Genomic DNA, 22,958 nt, shown 5'->3' with positions numbered 1-22,958 from the left:
TCGTCGTTCGGCCGACTACCTCGTCAGACCGACGAGGTGCCGAACGGGGACGTCGGTTCGCCGTCCACGAACTCCTTGGTCTTGGCGAAGTGTTCCGAGGTGATGGTCAGGAACAGTCCCCGGGAGGTTCCCACCACCGTGTCCGGATCCGCTGTCGGACCTTCGACGATCACCGCTTCTGCACTGGTGTAGACCTTGCGGCGTACAACGCCGTCGATGCGAGCCCGGAATTCGAGCACCGATCCCAACGGGATCGGCCGGGCGAAGTCGATCTCGAGGTGCCCCGTCACCACCGGCGAGCCGAGAGCCATACATGCCATACCTTGAGCCTCGTCGAATGCCGTCGACAGAATGCCGCCGTGAATGACACCTGGACCGCCCTGATACTTCTTGGCGACCTCCAGACGACCGGTCACTTCCAGTCCGTTACCAGCCCTGAAACTCATCGCCATTCCCGCAGGCTGGTCGTCGCCGCAGCCGAAGCATTTCGACCAGTGCTGAGGCAGCTTCTCGCCGGCGGCCGGAAAGAATTCGACCGGCTCCGGGACAGTCAGGTCATCAGGCAGGGTCCAGGTACTACTCATGGATAGGTAATCTAAACGGGGATCCGTCCGGCGCAGGCATCGGACCCGACCGAAGTGACATCGACCTCAGCAGGGAGTTTCTCAATGATCAGTGCGATGGCGGACACACAGTCGTCGTCGGCATTGCGAGAGACCATCGCCAGGTTGGCGCCGGGTACCGCTTTGCGAGACGGGCTCGAACGAATTCTGCGCGGCCGTACCGGCGCGCTGATCGTCCTCGGATACGACGAGGAAATGGAAGCGCTGTGTGACGGCGGATTCAACCTCGACGTGGAGTTCGCACCGACCCGATTGCGTGAGCTGTCGAAGATGGACGGCGCGGTTGTCCTCTCGACGGACGGCACACGCATCGTGCGTGCCAACGTCCAGCTGGTTCCCGATCACAAGATTCCCACCGTCGAATCCGGCACGAGGCACCGCGCTGCCGAGCGCACGGCAATTCAGACCGGCTATCCCGTGGTCTCGGTCAGTCAGTCGATGTCGATCGTCAGTGTGTACGTCGGCGGCATCCGGCACGTCATCGACGGCTCGGCCACCATACTTTCGCGCGCCAACCAGGCCGTCGCGACGCTCGAACGATACAAAGCGCGACTCGACGAAGTGACACGGCAACTGTCGGTCGTCGAGATCGAGGATTTCGTGACTCTGCGCGACGCGTTGACCGTCGTACAGCGCCTCGAAATGGTTCGCCGCGTGTCGATCGAAATCGAACAGGATGTCCTCGAACTCGGCACCGACGGTCGCCAGTTGGCACTGCAGCTCGAAGAACTGGTCGGCGACAACGACATTGCACGTCAACTCATCGTTCGGGACTATCTTGCCGGTCCCGAACCCATCGGCACCGCGGCGATGGACAACGTCCTCGTCGCACTCGATCGCGTCACCGACGCCGATCTACTCGATCTCACGACTCTTGCGCGTGTTCTCGGTTATCCGGGCACGATCGAAGCCCTCGACACTCCGATGACTCCTCGCGGATATCGCGTGCTGATGCGTGTACCTCGATTGCAGTTCCATCAGATCCACCGGTTGGTCGGATCCTTCGGCACTCTCCAGTCGCTGCTGGCCGCTACGGCTGCCGATCTGCAGTCGGTCGAGGGCATCGGCGGGCTGTGGGCCCGTCACATCCGTGAGGGACTTTCCCGGCTCGCGGAAACGTCGATCACCGGATCCTTCAACTAGCGGGCCTGTTCAGGCTTGCCCGCGCTCATGCGATGTTGAACGGCTCCGGGGAGCTTCGCAGTGCACCGAGCTGCCCGACAACCGTGTAAGCGCCTGCGCCCACCGGATTGCGCTCGGGGTTCTGCGCGGTCGCGCACTCGGGGGTCGACGTCGTGGCCGACCAGGCGACCTTGAACGCAGCTTGCTCGCCGGGCGCGAGATTGCGTACGTCGGCTGCGGGCTGCGGGTAGCAGTCGACGTTGGACCACAACCGGGTCTTGCCGTCGATGCTGTAGACGAGCACCTGCTGAAGGCCGCCGGCCAGATCTCGATCACAGGGTGCCGAACCGATGTTGGTGATGACGATCGTGAACGACGGCTCTTCGCCGGGAGCGAAGGTCGCCTTGTCTGCGGTGGCCTTGACTGCCAGCGACGAGTCGGCGCACTGACCGGCCGGGACCGGAGCCCCGGTGGTCGAAGACGAAGACGAAGACGAAGACGATCCCGAAGCCTGCGTGCCCGAGCCACCTGATCCACCGGCAGCGCCGCCACCCGAGCCACCGCCACCGTCCGGCGCGTTGGAGCCGGAAGGGTTGGGGGTGAAGGAGACGTCCGTCGTCAGCGAGGAACTCGCAGCGGCCGAATCGGCCTCCGGGGTATCACTTCCATCGCCGAAGAGGGCGGACGCCGCCCAGATGATCAACGCCAGCGCAATGACGGCGGCACCAATGGCCAGCGCCCGGCGACGCCAGTAGATCTCGGGGGGCAGTGGTCCATTAGGTTCCAACACGGACTCAACGGTAGTTGGCGCAGGGTCCACTAACCGTCAGCTGAGGCGGCGTGTCGGTACCCATTGTCTGCTGCCAGGTACCACTGCCCCGGAAGATCTAACCCTCGACGGTCTCGACGCTCTCGCCGATGTCGCCGACTGCGCCCTGAACTCGCATGTGACCGTCGGACAACGTGTACGTGACGCCGACGATCGCGCACGCACCCTTGTCCACCTTGTCGGCGATGATCCGGGACCTCTGCATGATCAGCGAGCCGGTCTCCACGACGTGACGGCCTTCGAGTTCGTCCACGGTGGACAAGCCCTCGTTGCGGCCCATCAGGATGGACGGAGCAACACGCTCGACCACACTGCGGATGAATCCGTCGGGAACTGCGCCCTCGTCCAGGGCGTCGAGCGTTGCCTTCACGGCACCGCAACCGTCGTGCCCGAGGACGACGATGAGCGGCACGTTGAGCACGTGAACCGCGTACTCGATGGAACCGAGCACCGAATCGTCGAGCACGTGACCTGCAGTGCGCACGACGAACATGTCGCCGAGACCCTGGTCGAAGATGATCTCGGCGGCTACGCGCGAATCACCGCAACCGAACAGCACCGCTGTGGGGTGCTGCCCATCGACGAGTTTCGCGCGGTCCGCGATTCCCTGGCTGGGGTGAATGGACGCGTCGTTGACAAATCGCTCGTTGCCTTCGCGAAGGGACTTCCAAGCGGAAATGGGGCTTGATCGTGGCATTCACTCATTGTGCACCCGCCGCATTTCGGGCTCTCGCCGGGAAGGTTGCGTGGACGCAAACGAAAGTTCCGCGTCGACATTCGCGCCCGGTGATGAAGTGGCCGAAATGGAACTTACTTCAGAGTCAGTTTCCTGATACCGTCTCCGAACGTGACCTGGAGCACTTCGAGCTCCCGAGTGTGATCGAAGAAACCCGACCAGAACGATTCGGCCGGAGAGGGGGATGGCGTGAGCACCGAAGCTACGACGACCGGGAATGGAACAACCGGGGAAACAACTGCCGTCTCCCCGCCAAGACGAACATGTTCTCGAACCTGCTCTCCGAGATCGGACTGCTCTTCACCTTCACCGTTCGCGTGTGCGTTGCGGCGTTCACATCTCTTCGACACAAGCGTCTCGCCTGGCGTGAGGCGCTCGACCAGATGTGGTTTCTCGCCCACGTCACCTCGGTCGCGTCCGCTCTGGTGATGATTCCCCTCGGTGTCGGGGTAGCACTGCAGATCGGTGCGCTCGCAGATCAAATCGGTGCGGGTGCGTACAGCGGTGCCGTCGTCGCGTTCCTCATCATCGGACAGGCCGGCCCCCTGGTGTGCGCCCTGATCATCGCCGGTGTCGGCGGTTCCGCAATCTGCGCAGATTTGGGAGCGCGAACGATACGCGAGGAAATCGATGCACTCGAAGTGCTCGGTCTACCCGTGCTCGAACGCCTGGTCGTACCCCGGATGATCGCCATTGCCGTCGTCTGCCTCCTACTGAACTCGATAGTTCTCGTAATCGGTTTGGGCGCAAGCCTCTTCGTTCACGTCCTGATACTCGACGGCAACGCACAGAGTTTCCTGCGCAATCTCGTTCAATTCAGTCAACCCAGCGACTTCGTCGTCTCCGGCATCAAAGCCGTTGCCTTTGCTCTCATCTCGGGAATCGTGGCCTGCTACAAGGGCCTGACCGTCAAGCGCGGAGCTCAAGGCGTCGGCGACGCAGTCAACGAGACCGTCGTGCTCTCGTTTGTCCTCGTGTTTGTCGCCAACCTCGCAATTACTCAGTTCTACCCACTGTTCGTCTCGGTGAAAGGTGCCTATTGATGCACCTGCCCATCGCAATTCGTGCCAAGAGGGTCAGTTCGCGGACCGTCGACGGCCTGAGTCGGCTCGGCGATCAGTTCACGTTCCACGCGCGTGTCATCACCTCGATTCCGGCAACCCTCAAGCGCTATTGGCGTGAAGTCGCCCGTCTCGTCGCCCAGGTGGCATTCGGTTCGGGCACCCTGCTCGCCGGAGGCGGCAGCGTCGTCGTGATCTTCGCGATCTCGTTCTTCGCCGGTTCCCAGATCGGACTCGAGGGCTACCGCGGACTCAACCTCGTCGGCCTCGCACCGCTGTCCGGCGTGATGTCCGCCATCGCGAATACTCGCGAGGTGGCACCACTCGTTGCCGCAATCACCCTGGCAGCCAAGGTCGGAACCGGATTCACCGCGCAGCTCGGAGCGATGCGGATCTCCGAGGAAATCGACGCGCTCGAAGTCATGGCGATTCCCTCGCTGCGGTACCTGGTCACCACCCGAATGATCGCGGCGCTCATCGCGGTGGTCCCGCTGTACCTGGTCGGCCTGTTTGCTTCGTACATGGCAACGGCGCTTGCGGTGATCCGGGTCAAAGGCCAGTCGGAGGGAACGTACGGCTACTACTTCAGTCTTTTCCTCTCTCCCAACGACATCTGGTTGTCCTTGATAAAAGTCATGGTGTTCGCGGTCGTCGTGACCCTCGTGCACTGCTACTACGGTTACACCGCGACGGGTGGACCCGAAGGCGTCGGACGAGCCGCCGGACGAGCGTTGCGCACCAGCATCGTCTTCCTTGCGTTCACCGACGTCGCGATGACCATTGCGCTGTGGGGACTCAAACCTCACGTACCCGGGCTGACCGGATGATCGTCACGAATTCCAGCCGAATCACCCTGGCACTGCGGGGTTTACTCGCCGTGGTCATCCTGATCCTCGCCTACGTCTTCTTGTTCAGCAGAGGTACGGACTCCACCGGTTCCACGCCGCAGGTCAGTGCTGTCGTCCCCGCCAGTGCCGGTGCGCTGCGAGTCGGATCCTCGGTACAGTACCGCGGCGTCGTCGTCGGCGCTGTGGCCGAGATCGAGCCGGGCACCACCGCTTCGACTGTCTCACTCGCGATCGACGAGGGAGCGTTCGAGGACATACCGTCGACAAGTCAGGTGCGACTGATGCCCCGCAACATCTTCGGCGACTTCTTCGTAGACCTGATTCAACCTGACGGACTCTCGCGTGGTCCTGCTCTCGTGCCGGGTACCGAGTTGGTATCCGATCAGTCCGAAGTCGCGGTCCAGCTCTACCAATCGATCTCACGGATCTACTCGCTCGTTTCTTCCCTCGACCCCGCCGACATCAACGCCGCACTCACGGCAGTCTCGGACGCGTTGAGCGGCAAGGGAAACCAGATCGGCGAATCGCTCGATTCAGTCCACCAAGCGTTGGTCGGTGCGCAGCCCGTCATCAACGGACTCGGTGACGACCTCGACGACATAGCCACCCTCGCCGACAGTCTCTCGACGAGTGCGCCGGACATGCTCGCCGCATTCGAGAACTCCATCACCACATCCAAGACCGTCGTCGAGAAATCCGACGGGTTGGCGGGGCTTCTGCGTGCCGGCACCAGCACGGGAGCTGCTGCCACGAGTCTGATCGGTGACAATCGCGACCGCATGATCACCTTGGTCGACGACGCCGATTCCCTGACCGGCGCAATCACTTCGCGGCCGGACCACATCACGACCTTCTACAACGGCCTGCGCAATCTCACGATCAAGCTCCCGCCCGCGTTGGCGCATGGTCCGTGGCTCAGCACCGATCTACGGCTGTCCGTCACAGATCTGTATCCGTACGGAAAGACCGACTGCCCACAGTACGACGGAACCCGCGGACCCAACTGTCCTGCCGCCGCGACCGCGTTCGGCGGAACCGTCGGCCCGGTCGGCAGCCCTGCCGAACAGTCCCTGATCTCGGCTCTCACCCAGGGCGGTACAGCTTTGGACACTCTCGTGGCGGGGCCGGTATTTCGCGGCACGACGGTGATGGGCGGATGAGCGTGAAGAAATCTCTGATCAGGTTCGGACTGTTTGCTGCACTGTCGATTCTCGCCACCGTGGTTGTGGTGAGCACTCTGATCAACCCAGTCTCCGGGTCTAGTTCGCAGTACCGGGCCGTCTTCGTCAATGCCTCCGGCCTGGTCACCGGCAGCGATGTTCAGATCGCCGGGGTGCGAGTAGGGCGCGTCGACAGCGTCGAGTTGGTGAACAACCAAGCCGTCGTCGGCTTCGAACTCGAATCTGCACAACGTATTCCGTCCGACGGTCGCGCTGTGGTGAGGTACGCAGACCTGTTGGGAGCGCGAACAATTTCGATCGAACCCGGACAGGCCGAACGCGCAACAGGCAACTACCTCTCCCCCGGGGCCACAATTCCCGTGGAACAGACTCAGCCGGCGATCGACCTCACCGACATCCTCGGCGGATTCCGTCCCCTGTTCGACGCACTTGACCCCGCAGAAGTCAACGAGCTTGCCGCACAGGTCGTCCAGGTATTCCAAGGACAAGGTTCCACCATCGAAAGCCTGCTGGAGCGCACTGTTGCCGTCACCGAGAACTTGACGTCCCGGGACGCGATCTTGGACCAACTACTGAACAACCTCGACCGGGTCCTTACCGTGACCACGACGAATCGACCCAACTTCGTCGAGATGATCAACACGCTCGACGCACTGGTCGGCGGTTTGGCACAGGACCGCCAACAGATCTCGGCCGCAGTGGATTCCGCAGGCGCCCTGACTTCTTCACTTCAGGACTTGGTGACGGGCGTGGAACCGGACTTGGCTGGCGCGCTGACTTCGATCGATCAGTCGGCTCGCGTCGTCGTCGACAATCGTGAGTCGCTGGCGACCGGTATCACCGCTTTCGATCAACTGTTCACCCAGTTGGGGATCGCGATGAGCTACGGAAGCTGGGCGAACATCTACATCTGCAACTTCCGGCTCAGCGCGCTGGACCAATCGGTGACCCTCGGCGGCCCCGAGCGTTCGGCGGTGTGCCGATGAACTGGCTCACCGTCAAGAACCCGGTCCGCAACGGAATCATCTGCATCCTCGTCGGAGTCGGTGTGGTTCTGGCCGCACTCGTTGTCCCTCAACTGATCTTGAAGGTCAAGACCAACGAGTACCACGCCGTCTTTGCCAACGCCACCGGGTTGACGCAGGACGATCCGGTCAACGTCGCGGGAGTCCCGAGCGGGGTGGTCACCTCGTTGGCGGTCAGCGGCAACTCGGTTGAAGTCACCTTCCGACTCGACGACGGCGTCACTCTCGGCGAAGACTCCCGTGCGGACATCAAGATCTCGACTCTGCTCGGCCGACGCTCGCTCGACGTCACTCCGAACGGATCGCGCTCGTTACCCGCAGGTTCGACCATCCCCATCGAGAACACGAGCGTTCCCTTCACTCTCGACGATCTCGGTCGAGGAGCACAATCCACGTCGGAAAACCTTGATCTGCAACAACTGCGAAACATGCTGACCGTGGTGTCCGACAACTCACCGGACGATCCCGAACTCATTCGCCGCTCACTCGAGGGAATCGACGCACTCTCCGGAGTAGTCAACGACAACGACGTTGCGCTCCGTTCCCTTCTCACCGGAGCGCAGCAGACGACCGCAACACTGATCGAGCAGAAGGACACTCTGGAAACCCTTCTGGGGAATGCGGATCTGGTGATGTCCACGATCGCCGACCGGCGAGATGTGCTGAATGCGCTTGTACAAGACCTCAATCAGTTGAGCACCACACTTGCCCAGTTCCTGGGCGACAACCAGGCTTTGATCGACTCGGTCATGGGAGACATCCACGTGGTGACGGGAGTTCTGTCCGAGAACGAACAATCACTGACCACACTGCTCGACAACTTCGCCCCCAGCGTCCGCTACGTCACCAACGCAACCGGTAACGGCAACTGGCTCGACCTCAACTCACCCTCCACCCTCATCCCGGACAACTGGTTGTGCGTCGTCGGGCTCGTTCAGGGGTGTCGATGACCACGACCGTCAAGAAACTCGCCGTGCTGGCAGCGATAGTGATCTGCGCGATCGGTGCCGTCCTGGTCGTCACGCGTGACGAACACAGACTCACTCTCACCGCCGAATTCACCTCGACCGACGCTATCTTCACCGGGAACACAGTGACGATTCTGGGAGTTCCCAGCGGGAGGGTCGAGAGCGTCACGCCGGAAGGGTCCCGGGTACGAGTGGCGCTGAGCCTGCCATCCGGAACACGTATACCCGCCGACGCGCAGGCCTGGGTCCTGTCTCCCTCGGTCATCAGTGACCGCACGATCGAACTCGGCCCCGGCTACGAGGACGGTGAGTTCCTCACCGACGGCGCGGTGATCCCTCTCGAACGCACTCACTCCCCGCTGACGTGGGACCAACTCACCGCATCGGTGAACGAATTGACGGTGGCGCTCGGCCCTGGCGCCGACGGCGGCGGGATCGGTGACCTCATCGGAGAAGGCGCCCACGCGTTGGACGGCAACGGGCAAGCATTCAACGATGCCGTTCGGTCCATCTCACAGGCCAGTTCGGTACTGGCGGGTGCAAGTCCCGACATCTCCGAACTGGTGAAGAACCTGAACACCCTCGTGCAGTTGATCGCGGACAACCAGACCAAGGTCGACTCTCTGTCGAACTCGGTGACAGTCACCGCCCGCACGTTCAGCGCCCAGCGAGAAGACATCAGCGGGGCGCTCGATTCCCTGACCACGTTGCTCGGACAGGTCTCAGCGCTACTCGCCGAACACGGCGAGGCGGTCACCGCCGATCTGGGTACGCTCGCACAGTTGGCCGGTGCAGTCGCGACCAAACAGGATCAACTGCGCGAGATCATCGAAACGGCACCAACGGGATTCGAGAACGTCGCCAACCTCGTCACCGAAGAAGGCCGAGCCAGAGCACGATTGAACGTCGCCACCGATCTCTCACAGTTCGACACGACGAGAGAACTGTGCGAGAAGATGCCGATACCGCTGTGCACAGGGCCGGGAATCGTCAATCCCATCGAATTTCCTTCGGCAGGCAGCTCCGACCTGGCACGCATCCTCGGTGGGGGTAACTGATGGCGTCGAACAAGTCCGTGGTGAGCGTTGTCGTGGCACTTGTCATCGCCGCGCCATTGACCGGCTGCAGTCTCAACTTCCAGCACCTCCCCCTCGGACGCGGTCTGCCAGGAGAGTCGTACCCGCTGAACATGGAATTCGTCGACGCGTCGTTACTTCCCGTCGGCGGCGAGGTGCGGATCGGCCAGGCAGTGGTCGGCAGAGTCACGTCGATGAGCGCGCAAACCTTTGCAGCCGTGGTACATACCGAAATCGCGTCGGACATCGAACTACCTGTCGGCACCCGCGCTCGGATCGAACTGTCGACCCCGATCGGCGATGCGTTCGTCAACCTCGAAGTTCCGGTCGATCCAGCGGGCCCCATTCTCGAACCAGGTTCCACCATCGAGCGATCGGAGACCGTGCGCGGACCCGATGTCGCACAACTGCTCGGCGCCGTCGGAACTCTGTTGAACGGCAGTGGGTTGGCGCAGGTCAAGAACATCGTCAGTGAGGCTGATCAGATTCTCGACGGCAGGGAGGAGACGATCCGCGATCTGCTTGCACGCCTTGACACTTTTCTCGGAACACTTGACGACCGAAAGGAATCGATCAATTCGGCACTGGATTCACTGAACCGGCTCAGCGCTCTGATCGGAGACGAGAGCGCCACCATCGACGAAGGCTTGCGCACACTCACACCCGCATTGGGCGTGATCGCCGACCAACGACAACCGCTCCTCGATCTACTCGACGAAACCGATCGGCTCAGTACCGCAACCAATTCCGTACTCGACCAGTCGGCCGACCAGATTTCCGAGATCACCGGACGACTGTCACCCATCCTCGACCAGTTCTCGGCAATGGGGCCGACACTGGGTGAGACGATGGCCAACCTGGACAACGCAAGAGTGCTCCTCGAGCGTGCCAGCCCAGGCGATTACGTGAACATCGACCTCGACGTCGATGTCGAGGGCACCGTGACCGGAGTGCTCAACGAGATAATCCCGGGCGCCGCACCGCCACTGCCACCTCTGCCCGCCTCCGATCGGGAACTGCCGATCACGACACCCCTGCAAGGAGGAACGCGATGAAGAACCGAACCGTCTATTTCGAGATCGCCGCCTTTCTCCTCATCGCGGTGGTCAGCACGACGTACGTACTCCGGCAAGTCGGTGCCGGAGATCCGTTCACCGGAACCTTCTCGGTCATCGTCGAATTGGAGAACGCGGCCGGAATCGCTCCCGGTTCGGAAGTGGCCTATCGCGGAGTCACCGTCGGCGACGTCGAGTCGGTGGAGGTGGACTCTGCCCAGGACCTCGTCGTGATGACGTTGAGCATCGCCGCCGACAAACAGATCCCCAACGATTCGCATGTGGCCATCAGCCAGGACACCGCCGTTCCGGTATTGAAAGTTCAGTTGTCCTCGCAGACCGACGGCGGCCCGTATCTGGTTGAAGGTTCCGTTGTTCCGACTGAGCGCACTTCGATCCCGGTCGCGTTGGGAACCGTGATTGCGAATTTCAACGCTGCTGCCGACACCGTCGATCCGGCAGACCTGCGAACCCTCTCGCACGAACTCGGCGAGGGATTGAACGGATTGGGTCCGGATCTGCAGGCGCTCGTCGACAACTTCGACGTGCTCGCGCGCACTGTCCAATCCGATCAACCGCGTGTCAACACACTCGTCGAGAACTCGCGCTCACTGTTCACTGCGAACGAGGAAAATGTTGACGCTCTTCCCGAAGTTGCACTCACACTTCGCCAATTGACAGATCAGGTACGAAACTCCGATCCGCAACTGCGCACACTCCTCGATCGAAGCCCGAGTGTTCTCGACAATCAGATACTGCCTCTCATCGAACAGAGTCGTGAGCCGTTCAGTCTGCTGTTGGCCAATTCTCTCGTCTCCACTCAGATCGTCACTGCACGGATGCCCGCCGTCGATGCCTTGTTGGTGGTGGTGCCCAAAGGATTCGAGAAGTTCGGAAGTATCGTCAAAGACGGACGGGCACAGCTTGATCTGATCACAGCACTCGGACCGGTCTGTATCTACGACACGCCCCGGCGATCGGTACAGGACACCTCACCGACCACGCTCGACAAGAACCAACACTGCGCGGACCAGTCGGGCCGGATCCAGAATCGCGGATCGCAGAACGTCCCCACCGGAACTGGAACGATCGACGGGGTTGCTGAATACGATCCTGCCCTCGGAACGGTCGCAGCCGGTGACGGAACGTCGATTCGTCTGGGCCTCAACGGTGGTCAGAACACCGTTCTCGGTGACAACTCGTTTGCCGCACTACTAGTACAAGGAACGCAATGACCGAGACAACCGAACCCCAGACGCCCACAATCGTCGACAAGCCCAAGCGGCTTCGCAAGCAGACCGTAGCGATCGTTGCCGGCGCCCTGGTCGTGGTCGCGGCGCTCGGATGGGGCGCATTCGCGACCTGGCAGAAATCGGTCGACGAAAACGCGCGTATCAGCGCCCTGGACAGCGGACGGCAATTCGCCACTGATCTTGCGACGTACAACTTCCAGAACCTCGATCAGAATCTCTCCGTGGTCCGTGACAATTCTGTCGGCGAATTCGCCGGTCAGTACGCCCAGGTGGCAGCCAACCTTCAGAACATGATCGTGCAGTATCAGGCGACCTCGTCCGCTCAGATCATTTCAGCCGGGCTGGCGAGCAGTGATCGCGACAACGCCGAGGTTCTCGTGTTCCTCGATCAGACGATCACGAACACCAACTCCCCCGATCCGAGAATCGACCGCAACCGGATGCAACTTTCGCTGGTCCGCGAGGACGGCGAGTGGAAACTGAGTAACGTGCAGTTGTTGTGACCCGGCGGTCGGGCGTCAAAGACAGCCGTGTCGGCGACTGCCGATAAAGTGGCCCCCACAAGTCGACGTCTCCTTCGTCGACCGGGAGCGCAAGGTTCGAGGAGTGTGTCGGTAGCAGTGGCAGTGGAATCTTCGGTGCTGCTGAAGTGGTACTCCGAGACGGCTCGCGACCTGCCGTGGCGACGCGAGGGCGTCAGTGCCTGGCAGATCCTGATGAGCGAGATCATGCTCCAGCAGACGCCGGTGGTGCGCGTTGCGCCAATCTGGGAAGAGTGGGTCGAGCGCTGGCCGGTGCCGTCGGCGATGGCAGCGTCGAGCCAGGCAGAGGTGCTTCGCGCGTGGGGCAAACTCGGTTATCCACGACGCGCGCTGCGGTTACACGAATGCGCGGGCGTCCTGGCTGCCGAGCACGGTGACGTGGTCCCGGAAGACGTCGATACCCTGCTCTCGCTACCGGGAATCGGTTCGTACACCGCCCGCGCCGTCGCGTGTTTCGCCTACGGACAGCGAGTGCCTGTGGTGGACACCAACGTACGACGCGTAGTTGCGCGAGCCGTCCACGGCAATGCGGAACCCGGGAACCCGTCCAACACGCGAGACCTCGCCGACGTCGCGGCGCTGCTGCCGAGGACGCGTGCGCGCGCCGCCACCTACAGCGCAGCTCTCATGGAACTCGGTGCACTGATCTGCACGGCGCGGAACCCGAACTGCGAGAACTGCCCTTTGCCGAACTGCGCGTGGGTCGCTTCGGGCAAACCGGCACACACCGGACCACCCAAGAAGGTGCAGAAGTTCGCGGGCACAGATCGCCAGGTTCGTGGAAAATTGATGGCCGTTCTTCGCGAGAGTCACCGTCCGGTCGAGCGCGCGCAACTCGACATCGTCTGGCCGGCCGATCCGGGTCAGCGTGACCGTGCGTTGCATTCACTGCTGGTCGACGGACTGGTCGAGCAGACCGACGACGGCCTGTTTGCGCTGGCCGGAGAGGGTACGGCTTAGCCGACTCGCAGCGGGGTGCATTCTTCGGCTGTGGGTTCGTCGGTCTGGAGCGGTGCGACTTCCGGATCAGAACGCCGAAGTACTGCAGGAACGGCAGGCACCACTGGATCGCAAGGCGCAAGTGTCGGAATCTGTAGGGCAGCGCCGGACGGGGGCCCGCTGGTGGAGGTCGCCGACTCGGCGCCGATGTTCGGGCTATCCGTGGACACCGCGCGCGACCCGTCTGGGGACAGCGCGATCAGCAACCCCGTCAAGATGAGTAGAAGCGGCAGTACTATTGCCGCCGCCCACCGGACCCTGTTGACGGGCCGGACAGCCATGCCGTCACCGGACCGAACTTCGCTTCCGCGATCGGCCGCTACCAGCGCAGCCCCTATCGCCAGTTGGGTCCGCTCGCCGAGAAACAGGAAGCCGAGACCTGCCAGTTCAGCGGCTTCCGCGGACGGCTGCCGAGAGTCTTCCTTCACGAGCATCGCGACGAGCATCTTGGGCACAGGGTCTCGTTCGGCGACGAGGAGGTCCAATGTCGCAGCAAATGTCGAGCTGTCCGCAAGCAACTCGGCCGTGTCGTAACGATGCGCCGAGTCCACGACGCCTGCTTTCGGGTCGACGGCCGCGATCACGGTCTCACTGCCGTCCGGCCAGAACGCGAGAATCGGCGAAACACCAATGAGAGCGTCGACCGTCCGCAGGTAGGCAAGCCGTGCGTCGAGACCGTTGACCAACTCGATGTTCTCGAAAGGACTGGAGGACAACGAATCCGAGACAAGTTCGCGCATGTCCGCACGCTCGCACATCACTCCGACGACGGTGGGGCACAGATTCGAGCGCAGGGCTCGACCGGTGGCGACCTCGGCCGCGGAGGCGAGTGCGCGCGCCGACGCTTGCGGAGAGGGAACAGTCCCGTCTGCACCCCAGGGGTGACGGAACTCGTCGATCGAGCCAAGAAGGGGTGTGTCCGCATCTACGAGAGCTGTTGAAATTGACTGATTTTCGAATACAACGCCCAGGCTTTCACGCACTGGATCCTCCATTGACTGCTACTGACTGTTACGAGTGTTGCCATTCCTGCGAAGCAGTATCAGAACGTCAGGCCACCGACCGCCATTGCACCTGGTTCCAGCACCACATCCACCGGCGCTCGGCCGTCGACCGTGACGCGATACGTCCCCGGTAGCAGTCCGACAAACGAGAAGTGACCCTCGAACGGTTTCACCGTCCGCGCTGTCGCGTGCCCGCATTGATCGACGCCGTCGATCACCACCGCCTCCGAGATGCCCGATGTCACCAGACCTGAGATTCGTCCATCTGCCGAGACAGCAGCCCACTGGCTTCTCTGACCACCAACAGAAATCCCGTACGGATCACACACTCCCGGGGTGGTCGCCACCCGCACCGTGACATCGCCCGACCGCACGCGAACCGCCCCCCGATCTGCGGTGACCAGTGCAGCGATCGGTAGACCGTCGGCGTCTTCCCGCTTTCCCGCAGTCATCGTCGCCGTTCGGGTGAAGTACCGGTCCGCTTCCAGATTGCCTATCAGGCAATGTAATCCGACCTCGTCGACACCCGAGCCGTCTCCGCAGTAATCAGGCACGGACGGCAGAACGAAACCTCGAGGCACCGGAAGTTGCACGACCACGTCGGAGAGCGGGTTGCCCCGGACACCGATGTCGATGACATACGTCACCGGATCACCCTCTCGGACAATGCCGTTGGACGGTCCCGAATCGAGCCCTGGACCGTCAGCGGGATCGAAGGGCGGTGCACCGTCAATCACCGTCAGCTCGACGGCGAAGGGAGGCACGAACTCTCCCTCGGCCGCCAATCGAACATCCGACTGCATCGGCAGCAAGCCGAGCGCAGCAGCGCCGACCACCAGAGCTCCGGTCACGACAACTATGCCGATACCTCGCACTCCTCGGCGCCACGCTCTCGGCCGGAGTCCGACGACAACGGCCTTCGACCGCACCTCTGACAGACGAGTTCTCACGACGCTCCTTCGATGTCTGACTCTCGGGCCTCCGACAGGCGCTCGCGGCCACATTTGGCGAATCCCGAGCTACGTTCAATAGAAGTCGCTCGAGGGACTCGAAAGCCAATGGTGACGGCGTGATTGTGTGGGTGAACTTCTCTCAGCCGGGGTGAATTCCCGGGTGAATTGCCCGGGATGGCACGCTCTGGATTCGCACCAGCTACGCTCCTCCCTGTAGATAGATGGATCGAGACAATCCGCCCAAACTCTTCAATCATTGCGGGGCGCGAAAGCAGAAAGGGTCCGCGTTGATGTTCGGGATGGACGGCCACGACTGGGCAGCTATTCCCGAAAGGCGCACCCTCGCGACGTCGATTCCCCGGCAAGCGCTCTTCGACAAACTTGACCGACGTGCCGCGCTGACCATCGTCCGTGCACCGAACGGCCACGGGAAATCGTCGTTGATCGCATCGTGGCTGCGCGCCCATTTGGCATCCGAACGAATACTCGTCTGGGTCTCGGCCCCACGGCCCTCGTCGACACTCGAAGATTTCTGGGCCGTTGTCCTCGATCGAATCCACGCTGCCGGAATCGCACTGCCCGACGTCGACGATCTCGCCGATCCTTTCACCGCTGTCGCCAAATCCCTGAACGCCCTCAGCCGCCCCGTGCTGCTCGTGCTGATCAGGCCGGATCTGATATCGGAACCAGAGTTGGACGATCAGTTGATCGAACTCCTCGCCCTCTGCCACAACCTGGACCTCGTGGTCACGCTCTCGGGCTTCGGCATGTTCTCCGAGCCGTACCTGCTCGACACGGACCACGAGGTGATAAGCGCGAGTGAGCTGTTGTTCACGAGAGCCGATACCGCCCATTTGCTCGCACAAGCTGACGTACACACGACTGACGGTGATGCCGAACAAATCACATCCCTGACAGGTGGGCTGCCAGCGCTGGTTCGTGTCGCCGTTCCCGCCGTCCAGACATCGGGTAGCCGCAACCGCGAGCAGATGATCAGGAAGAACATCGCGCAGGCGATCGACGACTACGTGAACAAATCCGTTCTCATGACCGCTGATCATGTGGAACAACTCGAGTTCTTGCTCGCGACGGCCTTTGCGCGATCGATCACCGTCGACATCGCCGCCATGCTGTTCGAGTCCCAACACCCTGAGGATGGCGAGACCGTTCATCAGATTCGCGTGCGCCTGGCGATACTGGAGACAGCCGGGTTGTTGTCACGGGTCGAGACCGAAGCCGAAGAAACCTGGGAGCTGCCTCCCGCCATTCGTCGATCGATACTCGCGCACCAAAAGCGCGCTGGAGTCGATCCGGCGCAACGTCTTTCGTTCCTCGCACACAACCGACTCGACCACGGTCATCACGCGTCGGCGCTGGACTACGCGGTCGAGGCACAGAACTGGACCCTGGCAGTAGACATCGTCGAGCAACACTGGGTGACGATGATCGTCCACAATCTGGACTCGGTTCGCTCTGCTCTCCAACGGATTCCGGCGGAAGCAGCGGACAAACACTCTGCCGTGGAGGCAGGGCGCGCATTGTTCACGATGCATCCGAGCGAGCGCTCGACGGTAGTCGACTTGCTACCCGAATCGCCGGCAGAACTGTGGGCTCTCGGCGCTGAAGCCGGCGCGAAGGACGCCTTGAGCATTGCCTGCGTTCAATCGATCATGCTCAGGATGGCAGGCGAGTACGGGCTCGCAGCAGAAACCACCAGGCGCCTGTCTCATCTCAGTCGCAGTGCGCTGGAGAACAACCCGGAAGCGGTCAGCGCACAGCTCCCTCTCATGCGACTTCAATGGGCGATCAATTTTCAATTGAGCGGCAGGTTCACAGAATCCACGATCAAGGCTCGAATGGCGTACCACGGCGCCCTGTCTCATGGAGTCGACTTCATCGCTCGTAACTCTGCGGGAAGTGCCGCCCTGAATTGGGCGCTGGCTGGTGAGCCGCGGCAGGCCACACACTGGTCCGAACTCGAACAGAAGCATCCGGACCCCGGCGGTTGGCTCGAACCTGTGGTCAAGATCGCCGGCCTGACAGCACGGGCGCTCACTGCTCTCGACACACTCGACTTCGACGACGCACGTCTCGCATTGACCGAACTCGGTCTTCCGTCCGACACCGAGGAACTGTGGGCATTCGTCGTCTATGCGCATTGCCAATTCGCCTTGACCTCCGGCGACCACACTGCGGCACTACTGTTGCTCCACAATGCGATCGAAGCACATTCCAAGCAGTACACGGCTACATCTTTCGCGCTTCCTCTGTTGCAATCCGCAGAGATCGATCTCTTGCTCGCTCTCGGACAGGGGAACAATGCCGTAGCACTGGCCAAGGAGATCATCGATCCTGCAGCCAACCCGTGGACGCTCACGTCGGTGGCGCGTTTACGTCAGCGGATCGGCCAGAACGAGGCCGCGGTGGCGCTGTGTCACCAGTTCGACTGGTCTGGCGTATCCTATCCGCGGGCACAGATGGAATCGCTTCTGGTGCAAGCGGTTGCCCACTCCGAGCTGGGTGAGCCACGCCTCGCCTCTCAGGAGTGGTCCAGAGCGTGCAGCATCGCGGATCAGACCGGACTTCTACGTTCGTTCGCGACCATCGCATCGTCGGACGTCGAGAAACTCGAATCGATGGCCGAAACGAAATCGCGTGCACTGGCCGAATTCTCGAAAAGGGCTCCTGCGGAATCTTTTCCGGAATTCGTACATATCGTGGAGCTGACCGAACGCGAACAGAAAGTCCTCTCACTCCTGGCGCTCGGCATGGGGTCGGCTGCGATGGCCGACAAACTGTACGTGTCCGTCAACACCGTCAAGACTCAACTGCGCACTCTCTACAAGAAGCTCGACGTACACAATCGAAACGAAGCGATCACGAGGGCACGCCAACTGCGCTTGCTGTAGTCGGGGTCGGATCTGATTTCGGACTACATTCTGTAGGCATGAGCACCGATTCCTGCGTCTTCTGCAAGATCGTCGCGCTGACCGAGCCGGCGATTCTCGTTCACGAGAGCGAGACAACTCTCGCATTCCTCGATGCACGGCCGGTGAGTCGCGGACACACCCTGGTGGTCCCCAAGCGTCATGCAGAGAACCTCGATGCTCTCGAAAGTCACGAAGGCGCAGAGATGTTCCGCGTCGGCACGCTCATCGCCGGAGCTCTACGCCGCTGCGACATCGCCGCTGACGGAGTCAACTTTCTCGTCAACGACGGGCGTGCCGCGGGCCAAACCGTGTTCCACTCGCACCTGCACGTCGTCCCCCGCCATCGCGGCGACAAGGCGAAGTTCGCTGCTGGACTCCTCGCCAGGCGAGCCGTCGAGCTGGAGCAGGTGGGCGCGTCGATCCGAAGTCAGCTCACGGTCTGAAGGAATTCCGTCACCACTTCGCGATAGCGCTGCGGTTGATCGTCGTGGACCAGGTGGCCTGCATCGGCAATACGTACGTACCGAGTTCCCGGCCTCTCGGCCATCTCTCGCATCTGTCCCTCGGGGTGATGGTGAACTCTCCCTCGATCAGCAAGGTCGGCACCTCGATCGCCTTCCACTGATCCCAGAAATGCCTCGTGCCCCACTCCTCCGAGATGTCGCGGAAGGTCGACACGTCGCCGTGCAGGTACCACCCGTCGTCGCGGCGGTCGAAAGAATCGAGAAAGTACTGGCCGGCGACGGGGCCGAAGAATTCCTTCATCGCCTCCTCGGAAGCAAACGGCTGCGGCCACGCCGAGATCATCTGCGCCCAGTCCGCAGCGGTGCGTCCACGAAAGTCCGGGGCCATGTCTTCGAGGACCAGCGCACAAACCTTTTCGGGATGCGCGGCGGCGAAGCACCACGCATGCAGAGCCCCCATCGAATGACCGATCACGATCATCGGCTCCTCGATGGACGCAACCGCCGATGTCAGGTCCTCGACGAATGCCTCGGTAGTCAGTGCCGCTGGCGCCGGCCTGCCGTGACCGGCAGCGTCGAAGGTGTAGACGTGGCCGAACTCGCGGATCCACGGCACCTGGCGTCGCCACGTTCGGGAGCTGCCCATGAGGCCGTGCAACAACAGAATCGGTTGTCCCGTTCCACCTTCGTCATGCAACACGAGTGTCACGGTACGCGGTGAAGGTGCGCGGGTAATGTCGCTTGCATGGCAGTCGTGAAGATCAATGCAATCGAGGTCCCCGAGGGCGCCGGCCCCGAACTGGAGAAGCGCTTCGCAGCACGCGCTCACGCAGTCGAGAACTCCCCGGGCTTTCTCGGATTCCAACTCCTCCGCCCCACCGCCGGTGAGAGCCGCTACTTCGTGGTGACCCAATGGGAGTCCGAGCAGGCGTTCGCCGATTGGCGTGACGGCCCCGCCCGTGAAGCCCATTCCGGCGAGCGCGCGAAGCCCGTCGCTTCGGGTGCGTCGTTGCTCGAATTCGAAGTTGTCCTGGACGTCGCCGCAAAGAGCTGATCTCGAGCGATTGTGCCTGCCTTGGCGGGCACAATCGACGGTCATCTCGGCTTCACGCGTTGACACGGTGCGGGCTGTAGTGCAAAAGTTCGCATGTAAACGCGATGGTCCGACAGGAATCCGGTGAAAGCCCGGAGCGGTCGCGCCACTGTAATTCGAGGTGAAGTGCCTTTTTCGGCACGACTATTTCGACAGCCAGACACTTCGGCCATCGCATGGACCTAGGGGACGCGAAAATCCCAGGAGGCTTCGATGGCTCTCGCCTATTCTCCCGATACGTCGATCGATTCGACTCGTCTTGCTTTCCTCGCCGCTGCAGTAGTTCTGTTCGCGATGCTGGCTCTCTACCTGGTCGGATTCGACCAGGGCGCTATCTCTCGCACCGGCATGTACATGCATGAATTGATGCACGACGGTCGACACTTGATGGGCCTGCCGTGCCACTAGTCGACAATTTCACGAAGCTTCTCATTCGTGGTTTGTTGGCTGGTCTGATCGCAGGCATCCTTGCCGGCGGAGTTGCATTCGTGCTGGGTGAACCGCACGTCAACGCTGCCATTGCGATCGAAGAAGCCAACACCGCCACCGGTGAGGTTTCCGGCGAAGCCGCTGGGCATTCGCACGGTGACGAAGAAGAACCACTGGTGAGCCGCGACGGGCAGCGCGCCGGGCTGTTCCTGGCCACAGCGCTTGCCGGACTGGCACTCGGGGCGATCTTCTCGGTCGTTGCCAATTACGCTCGACGACTCACCGGAATGTCCGGGCCGTTGTTGGCGATCACCATCGCCGTCGGTGGTTGGCTGGCTATCGAGGCTGTCCCCTTTTTCAAGTACCCGGCCAATCCGCCGGCCGTCGGAGATCCCGACACCATCAACCAGCGCACACTGCTGTGGCTGGCCGCCGTGATTCTCGGGCTGCTGTCCGTCACCGCGGCAGCAGCGGCGGCAAAGGCAGTTTCCGGGCACGAGTTCCTCAGCGTGCGCATCGCTGCTCCGGTGGCTGCGTTCCTGGTGATCGCCACGATCGGTTACGTCTCGCTTCCCGGCATCAACGAGGTGGGCGAGGACTTCCCGGCAACTCTGCTGTGGGAGTTCCGACTTTCCTCGCTCGCTACGCAGGCGACGCTCTGGCTCGTACTCGGGTTGGCATTCGCCTTCCTTACCGAGCGCGCGACCAAGAACACCGAAGTAGCAAAGAAGTACGCCCTTCGCTGAACCTGCTGTGCGCCTTTATTAACCTCCCGCGGTTAATAAAGGCGCACAGCAGTTCTTTTTCAGCTCAGATGATGCACTTCTTGCAGTCCGTACACCGGCGTCGGGATGCCCTCGTAACGCGCCTTCAATTGCAACGCCAAGTACAGCGAGTAGTGGCGCGACTGATGCAGATTGCCTCCGTGGAACCACAGCGCTTCCTGCTGCGTCGGCTTCCACATGTTGCGCTGCTCGCCTTCCCACGGTCCCGGATCCTTGGTGGTGTTCGACCCCAGGCCCCACACCTTGCCGACCTTGTCGGCGGTGTCCTGACCGATCAGGTCCGCCACCCAGCCGTTCATCGAGCCGTAGCCGGTCGCGTAGACCACCACGTCGGCAGGCAATTCCGTACCGTCTTCGAGAATCACGCTGTTCTCGGTCAGCTCACGAACATTGCCGTGCGCGAGCTTGATGTCTCCATTGGCAACCAGTTCGGCAGCGCCGACATCGATGTAGTAGCCCGAGCCACGGCGTAGGTACTTCATGAACAGGCCCGAACCGTCGTCGCCCCAGTCGTGCTCGAAGCCCGCCTTCTCGAGGCGATCGTAGAAATCCTTGTCGCGCTCACGGATTGCGTCGTAAACCGGGATCTGGAATTCGTGCATGATCCGGTACGGCAGCGAACCGAACGTGAGGTCCGCCTTGTGTGTCGTCATGCCGGCGGCCAGTGCTCGCTCCGAGTACAGATCGCCCAAGCCCAAATCCATCAGCGAATCCGACTTCACGATGTGCGTCGAGCTGCGCTGCACCATCGTGACGTCGATACCGTTCTCCCACAGTGCGCCGCAGATGTCGTGCGAGGAGTTGTTGGCCCCGATCACGACGACCTTCTTGCCCACGTACTGATCCGGGCCGGGGTGCTTGCTCGAGTGGTGCTGATCGCCGAGGAACTTGTCCTGCCCGGGGAACGTCGGAACGTTGGCCTTGCCGGACATACCCGTCGCCATCACCAACTGCTTGGGACGCAACGTCAACTTCTCGCCGTTGCGGTTGACCTCGACGGTCCATTCCTGGGTCTTCTCGTCGAACGACGCCGAGGTGCAGGTCGTGGAACTCCAGTACGGAACCTCCATGACCTTGGTGTACATCTCGAGCCAGTCGCCGATCTTGTCCTTGGGCGCGAACACCGGCCAGTTGTCGGGGAACGGCATGTAGGGCAGGTGGTCGTACCAAACCGGATCGTGCAGGCACAGGGACTTGTAGCGTCCGCGCCACTGATCGCCGGGTCGCTCGTGGCTGTCGATCACGATGGCCGGTACTCCGAGCTGACGCATCCGGGCGCCGAGCGCGATGCCGCCCTGGCCGCCGCCGACGATCACGACGTAAGGCTGTGTGGTGTAACCGAGTTCGCGGTCTTCGATCTCCTTCTGCTCGGCCCACGTGATGCGGTTCGGGTCTGCCCCATGCTTGGCGCCGCGCGGACGACGAGTGCCCTTGCCTTCTTCGTGTCCCTTCAACTCCTGCAGCGACGTCAGCAGGGTCCAACCTTCATCTCCCTTCAAACGAAGGTGCCCGTGCGCGCGACCGGTTGCAGTCTCGAACTCGATCCAGGCTGACGTGACGCCGTCGGCCTCGTCGGGTGTCTCGGTCGTCCGAAATCCCGAAGGATCGGTGTCGTCGAGTCGCGCGGAGAGCATGTCGGCGATCTGCTCGCGACCCTCGACGGTCTTGATGTTCCAGGTGAACGACACCAGGTCTCGCCAGAAGCTGTCGAGTGCGAATTTGCCTGCCACACGCTCGATGTCACGAGCCGCGAGGGCCGACTCGAAATCCGCCAGCCAGGCGTCGACGCGCTCCTGAGGTGTCACCGCCGTCAACTTCACCTCGGGGGTGACTGCGGAATCGATGGTTTGCGTCATCACTTCTCCTTGTTTGTGAATGTGACACACAGCACATCCCATAAGTGGCCCCGGTCACAAGCGTTGCAGTCTGTTGCAATCAGTGGACGCGGTGCCGGCGTCCGATACCGGTTACCCGCACCGAGG

The 22,958-nt window shown here is 62.0% G+C and carries 22 protein-coding genes, 1 pseudogene and 1 riboswitch; of the genes and pseudogenes, 16 read left to right on the top strand and 7 right to left on the bottom strand.

From position 1 onward, the window contains the following. Window positions 1-23: 23 nt before the first annotated feature. A complete protein-coding gene (locus EHW12_RS03560) occupies window positions 24-584 on the bottom strand; it encodes a PaaI family thioesterase (RefSeq protein ID WP_003945494.1) in 561 nt (186 codons plus the stop codon). A gap of 96 nt (window positions 585-680) precedes the next feature. Between EHW12_RS03560 and disA the strand changes: the two genes are divergently transcribed. Beyond that, complete coding sequence (gene disA / locus EHW12_RS03555; RefSeq protein ID WP_024487741.1) at window positions 681-1,766, top strand: DNA integrity scanning diadenylate cyclase DisA; 1,086 nt, start codon at window positions 681-683, stop codon at window positions 1,764-1,766. A 25-nt stretch (window positions 1,767-1,791) separates the two neighbouring features. Here disA and EHW12_RS03550 read toward each other — a convergent pair whose 3' ends face one another. Both EHW12_RS03550 and EHW12_RS03545 read right to left on the bottom strand, forming a co-directional pair. After that, window positions 1,792-2,535, bottom strand: a complete 744-nt coding sequence (locus EHW12_RS03550) for a DUF4232 domain-containing protein (protein WP_125050292.1) — start codon at window positions 2,533-2,535, stop codon at window positions 1,792-1,794. A gap of 97 nt (window positions 2,536-2,632) precedes the next feature. Next, window positions 2,633-3,271: a carbonic anhydrase gene (locus tag EHW12_RS03545; RefSeq protein WP_003945421.1), complete on the bottom strand. Its 639-nt coding sequence runs from the start codon at window positions 3,269-3,271 to the stop codon at window positions 2,633-2,635. A 179-nt stretch (window positions 3,272-3,450) separates the two neighbouring features. Between EHW12_RS03545 and EHW12_RS03540 the strand changes: the two genes are divergently transcribed. The 10 genes from EHW12_RS03540 (at window position 3,451) to EHW12_RS03495 (ending at window position 13,279) form a co-directional block, all read left to right on the top strand. Then, a complete protein-coding gene (locus EHW12_RS03540; protein WP_241199090.1) occupies window positions 3,451-4,353 on the top strand; it encodes an ABC transporter permease in 903 nt (300 codons plus the stop codon). After that, window positions 4,353-5,198 carry an ABC transporter permease gene (locus tag EHW12_RS03535; protein ID WP_003945610.1) on the top strand — a complete coding sequence of 282 codons (846 nt, stop codon included), beginning with the start codon at window positions 4,353-4,355 and terminating at the stop codon, window positions 5,196-5,198. Before EHW12_RS03540 ends, EHW12_RS03535 begins: the two co-directional genes overlap by 1 nt. After that, entirely contained in the window at window positions 5,195-6,379 is a 1,185-nt protein-coding gene (locus EHW12_RS03530; RefSeq protein ID WP_125050291.1) for an MCE family protein, read from the top strand. Before EHW12_RS03535 ends, EHW12_RS03530 begins: the two co-directional genes overlap by 4 nt. Then, a complete protein-coding gene (locus EHW12_RS03525) occupies window positions 6,376-7,386 on the top strand; it encodes an MlaD family protein (RefSeq protein WP_076948563.1) in 1,011 nt (336 codons plus the stop codon). The genes EHW12_RS03530 and EHW12_RS03525 overlap by 4 nt, the downstream gene beginning before the upstream one ends. Next, window positions 7,383-8,375 (top strand): MCE family protein, encoded by a 993-nt coding sequence (locus EHW12_RS03520; protein WP_063892124.1) that lies wholly within the window; start codon window positions 7,383-7,385, stop codon window positions 8,373-8,375. Before EHW12_RS03525 ends, EHW12_RS03520 begins: the two co-directional genes overlap by 4 nt. Next, window positions 8,372-9,451 carry an MCE family protein gene (locus tag EHW12_RS03515; RefSeq protein ID WP_050656747.1) on the top strand — a complete coding sequence of 360 codons (1,080 nt, stop codon included), beginning with the start codon at window positions 8,372-8,374 and terminating at the stop codon, window positions 9,449-9,451. The genes EHW12_RS03520 and EHW12_RS03515 overlap by 4 nt, the downstream gene beginning before the upstream one ends. Then, window positions 9,451-10,524: an MCE family protein gene (locus tag EHW12_RS03510; RefSeq protein WP_042451872.1), complete on the top strand. Its 1,074-nt coding sequence runs from the start codon at window positions 9,451-9,453 to the stop codon at window positions 10,522-10,524. The genes EHW12_RS03515 and EHW12_RS03510 overlap by 1 nt, the downstream gene beginning before the upstream one ends. Further along, entirely contained in the window at window positions 10,521-11,759 is a 1,239-nt protein-coding gene (locus EHW12_RS03505) for an MlaD family protein (protein ID WP_042923604.1), read from the top strand. Before EHW12_RS03510 ends, EHW12_RS03505 begins: the two co-directional genes overlap by 4 nt. Continuing rightward, window positions 11,756-12,280: a hypothetical protein gene (locus EHW12_RS03500; RefSeq protein ID WP_042451875.1), complete on the top strand. Its 525-nt coding sequence runs from the start codon at window positions 11,756-11,758 to the stop codon at window positions 12,278-12,280. Before EHW12_RS03505 ends, EHW12_RS03500 begins: the two co-directional genes overlap by 4 nt. Before the next feature lie 117 nt (window positions 12,281-12,397). After that, on the top strand, window positions 12,398-13,279 hold the full coding sequence (locus tag EHW12_RS03495; RefSeq protein ID WP_007726916.1) for an A/G-specific adenine glycosylase: 882 nt from the start codon (window positions 12,398-12,400) through the stop codon (window positions 13,277-13,279). On the opposite strand, the gene EHW12_RS03490 is transcribed toward EHW12_RS03495, so the two are convergent. Continuing rightward, window positions 13,276-14,301, bottom strand: a complete 1,026-nt coding sequence (locus EHW12_RS03490; protein WP_241199089.1) for a hypothetical protein — start codon at window positions 14,299-14,301, stop codon at window positions 13,276-13,278. The genes EHW12_RS03495 and EHW12_RS03490 overlap by 4 nt on opposite strands. Before the next feature lie 59 nt (window positions 14,302-14,360). Next, window positions 14,361-15,272, bottom strand: a complete 912-nt coding sequence (locus tag EHW12_RS03485) for a hypothetical protein (protein ID WP_063315057.1) — start codon at window positions 15,270-15,272, stop codon at window positions 14,361-14,363. 224 nt (window positions 15,273-15,496) lie between these two features. Between EHW12_RS03485 and EHW12_RS03480 the strand changes: the two genes are divergently transcribed. Both EHW12_RS03480 and EHW12_RS03475 read left to right on the top strand, forming a co-directional pair. Next, the gene (locus EHW12_RS03480; RefSeq protein ID WP_082893266.1) at window positions 15,497-18,184 is read left to right on the top strand and encodes a LuxR C-terminal-related transcriptional regulator; all 2,688 of its coding nucleotides are present in this window, start codon (window positions 15,497-15,499) and stop codon (window positions 18,182-18,184) included. 38 nt (window positions 18,185-18,222) lie between these two features. Beyond that, the gene (locus EHW12_RS03475) at window positions 18,223-18,648 is read left to right on the top strand and encodes an HIT domain-containing protein (protein WP_003945905.1); all 426 of its coding nucleotides are present in this window, start codon (window positions 18,223-18,225) and stop codon (window positions 18,646-18,648) included. Here the strand turns inward: EHW12_RS03475 and EHW12_RS03470 are convergent. Further along, window positions 18,633-19,369: pseudogene (locus tag EHW12_RS03470) on the bottom strand (alpha/beta hydrolase). The gene EHW12_RS03475 and the pseudogene EHW12_RS03470 sit on opposite strands and share 16 nt — an antisense overlap. Window positions 19,370-19,414: 45 nt before the next feature. Between EHW12_RS03470 and mhuD the strand changes: the two are divergent. From mhuD to EHW12_RS03455, 3 genes are all read left to right on the top strand, one after another. Then, on the top strand, window positions 19,415-19,723 hold the full coding sequence (gene mhuD / locus EHW12_RS03465) for a mycobilin-forming heme oxygenase MhuD (RefSeq protein WP_007726927.1): 309 nt from the start codon (window positions 19,415-19,417) through the stop codon (window positions 19,721-19,723). A gap of 88 nt (window positions 19,724-19,811) precedes the next feature. Then, window positions 19,812-19,951: riboswitch (cobalamin riboswitch) on the top strand. A 24-nt stretch (window positions 19,952-19,975) separates the two neighbouring features. Continuing rightward, on the top strand, window positions 19,976-20,170 hold the full coding sequence (locus EHW12_RS03460) for a CbtB domain-containing protein (RefSeq protein WP_003945915.1): 195 nt from the start codon (window positions 19,976-19,978) through the stop codon (window positions 20,168-20,170). Then, the gene (locus EHW12_RS03455; protein ID WP_058039257.1) at window positions 20,161-20,937 is read left to right on the top strand and encodes a CbtA family protein; all 777 of its coding nucleotides are present in this window, start codon (window positions 20,161-20,163) and stop codon (window positions 20,935-20,937) included. The genes EHW12_RS03460 and EHW12_RS03455 overlap by 10 nt, the downstream gene beginning before the upstream one ends. 59 nt (window positions 20,938-20,996) lie before the next feature. On the opposite strand, the gene EHW12_RS03450 is transcribed toward EHW12_RS03455, so the two are convergent. After that, window positions 20,997-22,832: an NAD(P)/FAD-dependent oxidoreductase gene (locus EHW12_RS03450; RefSeq protein ID WP_007726929.1), complete on the bottom strand. Its 1,836-nt coding sequence runs from the start codon at window positions 22,830-22,832 to the stop codon at window positions 20,997-20,999. Window positions 22,833-22,958: the final 126 nt, after the last annotated feature.

It is taken from the genome of Rhodococcus sp. NJ-530, from assembly GCF_003860625.1.
Taxonomy (GTDB): domain Bacteria; phylum Actinomycetota; class Actinomycetes; order Mycobacteriales; family Mycobacteriaceae; genus Rhodococcus_F; species Rhodococcus_F qingshengii.
This window is presented reverse-complemented; position numbering and strand designations above follow the sequence as displayed.

What these genes read in the sequence shown, in the direction of transcription:
- EHW12_RS03535 (WP_003945610.1), top strand. Translation starts at nt 4,353, where the DNA reads ATGCACCTGCCCATCGCAATTCGTGCCAAGAGGGTCAGTTCGCGGACC.
- EHW12_RS03515 (WP_050656747.1), top strand. Translation starts at nt 8,372, where the DNA reads ATGACCACGACCGTCAAGAAACTCGCCGTGCTGGCAGCGATAGTGATC.
- EHW12_RS03460 (WP_003945915.1), top strand. Translation starts at nt 19,976, where the DNA reads ATGGCTCTCGCCTATTCTCCCGATACGTCGATCGATTCGACTCGTCTT.
- mhuD (WP_007726927.1), top strand. Translation starts at nt 19,415, where the DNA reads ATGGCAGTCGTGAAGATCAATGCAATCGAGGTCCCCGAGGGCGCCGGC.
- EHW12_RS03525 (WP_076948563.1), top strand. Translation starts at nt 6,376, where the DNA reads ATGAGCGTGAAGAAATCTCTGATCAGGTTCGGACTGTTTGCTGCACTG.
- EHW12_RS03480 (WP_082893266.1), top strand. Translation starts at nt 15,497, where the DNA reads ATGGATCGAGACAATCCGCCCAAACTCTTCAATCATTGCGGGGCGCGA.
- disA (WP_024487741.1), top strand. Translation starts at nt 681, where the DNA reads ATGGCGGACACACAGTCGTCGTCGGCATTGCGAGAGACCATCGCCAGG.
- EHW12_RS03560 (WP_003945494.1), bottom strand. Translation starts at nt 584, where the DNA reads ATGAGTAGTACCTGGACCCTGCCTGATGACCTGACTGTCCCGGAGCCG.
- EHW12_RS03500 (WP_042451875.1), top strand. Translation starts at nt 11,756, where the DNA reads ATGACCGAGACAACCGAACCCCAGACGCCCACAATCGTCGACAAGCCC.
- EHW12_RS03505 (WP_042923604.1), top strand. Translation starts at nt 10,521, where the DNA reads ATGAAGAACCGAACCGTCTATTTCGAGATCGCCGCCTTTCTCCTCATC.
- EHW12_RS03510 (WP_042451872.1), top strand. Translation starts at nt 9,451, where the DNA reads ATGGCGTCGAACAAGTCCGTGGTGAGCGTTGTCGTGGCACTTGTCATC.
- EHW12_RS03530 (WP_125050291.1), top strand. Translation starts at nt 5,195, where the DNA reads ATGATCGTCACGAATTCCAGCCGAATCACCCTGGCACTGCGGGGTTTA.
- EHW12_RS03475 (WP_003945905.1), top strand. Translation starts at nt 18,223, where the DNA reads ATGAGCACCGATTCCTGCGTCTTCTGCAAGATCGTCGCGCTGACCGAG.
- EHW12_RS03450 (WP_007726929.1), bottom strand. Translation starts at nt 22,832, where the DNA reads ATGACGCAAACCATCGATTCCGCAGTCACCCCCGAGGTGAAGTTGACG.
- EHW12_RS03545 (WP_003945421.1), bottom strand. Translation starts at nt 3,271, where the DNA reads ATGCCACGATCAAGCCCCATTTCCGCTTGGAAGTCCCTTCGCGAAGGC.
- EHW12_RS03520 (WP_063892124.1), top strand. Translation starts at nt 7,383, where the DNA reads ATGAACTGGCTCACCGTCAAGAACCCGGTCCGCAACGGAATCATCTGC.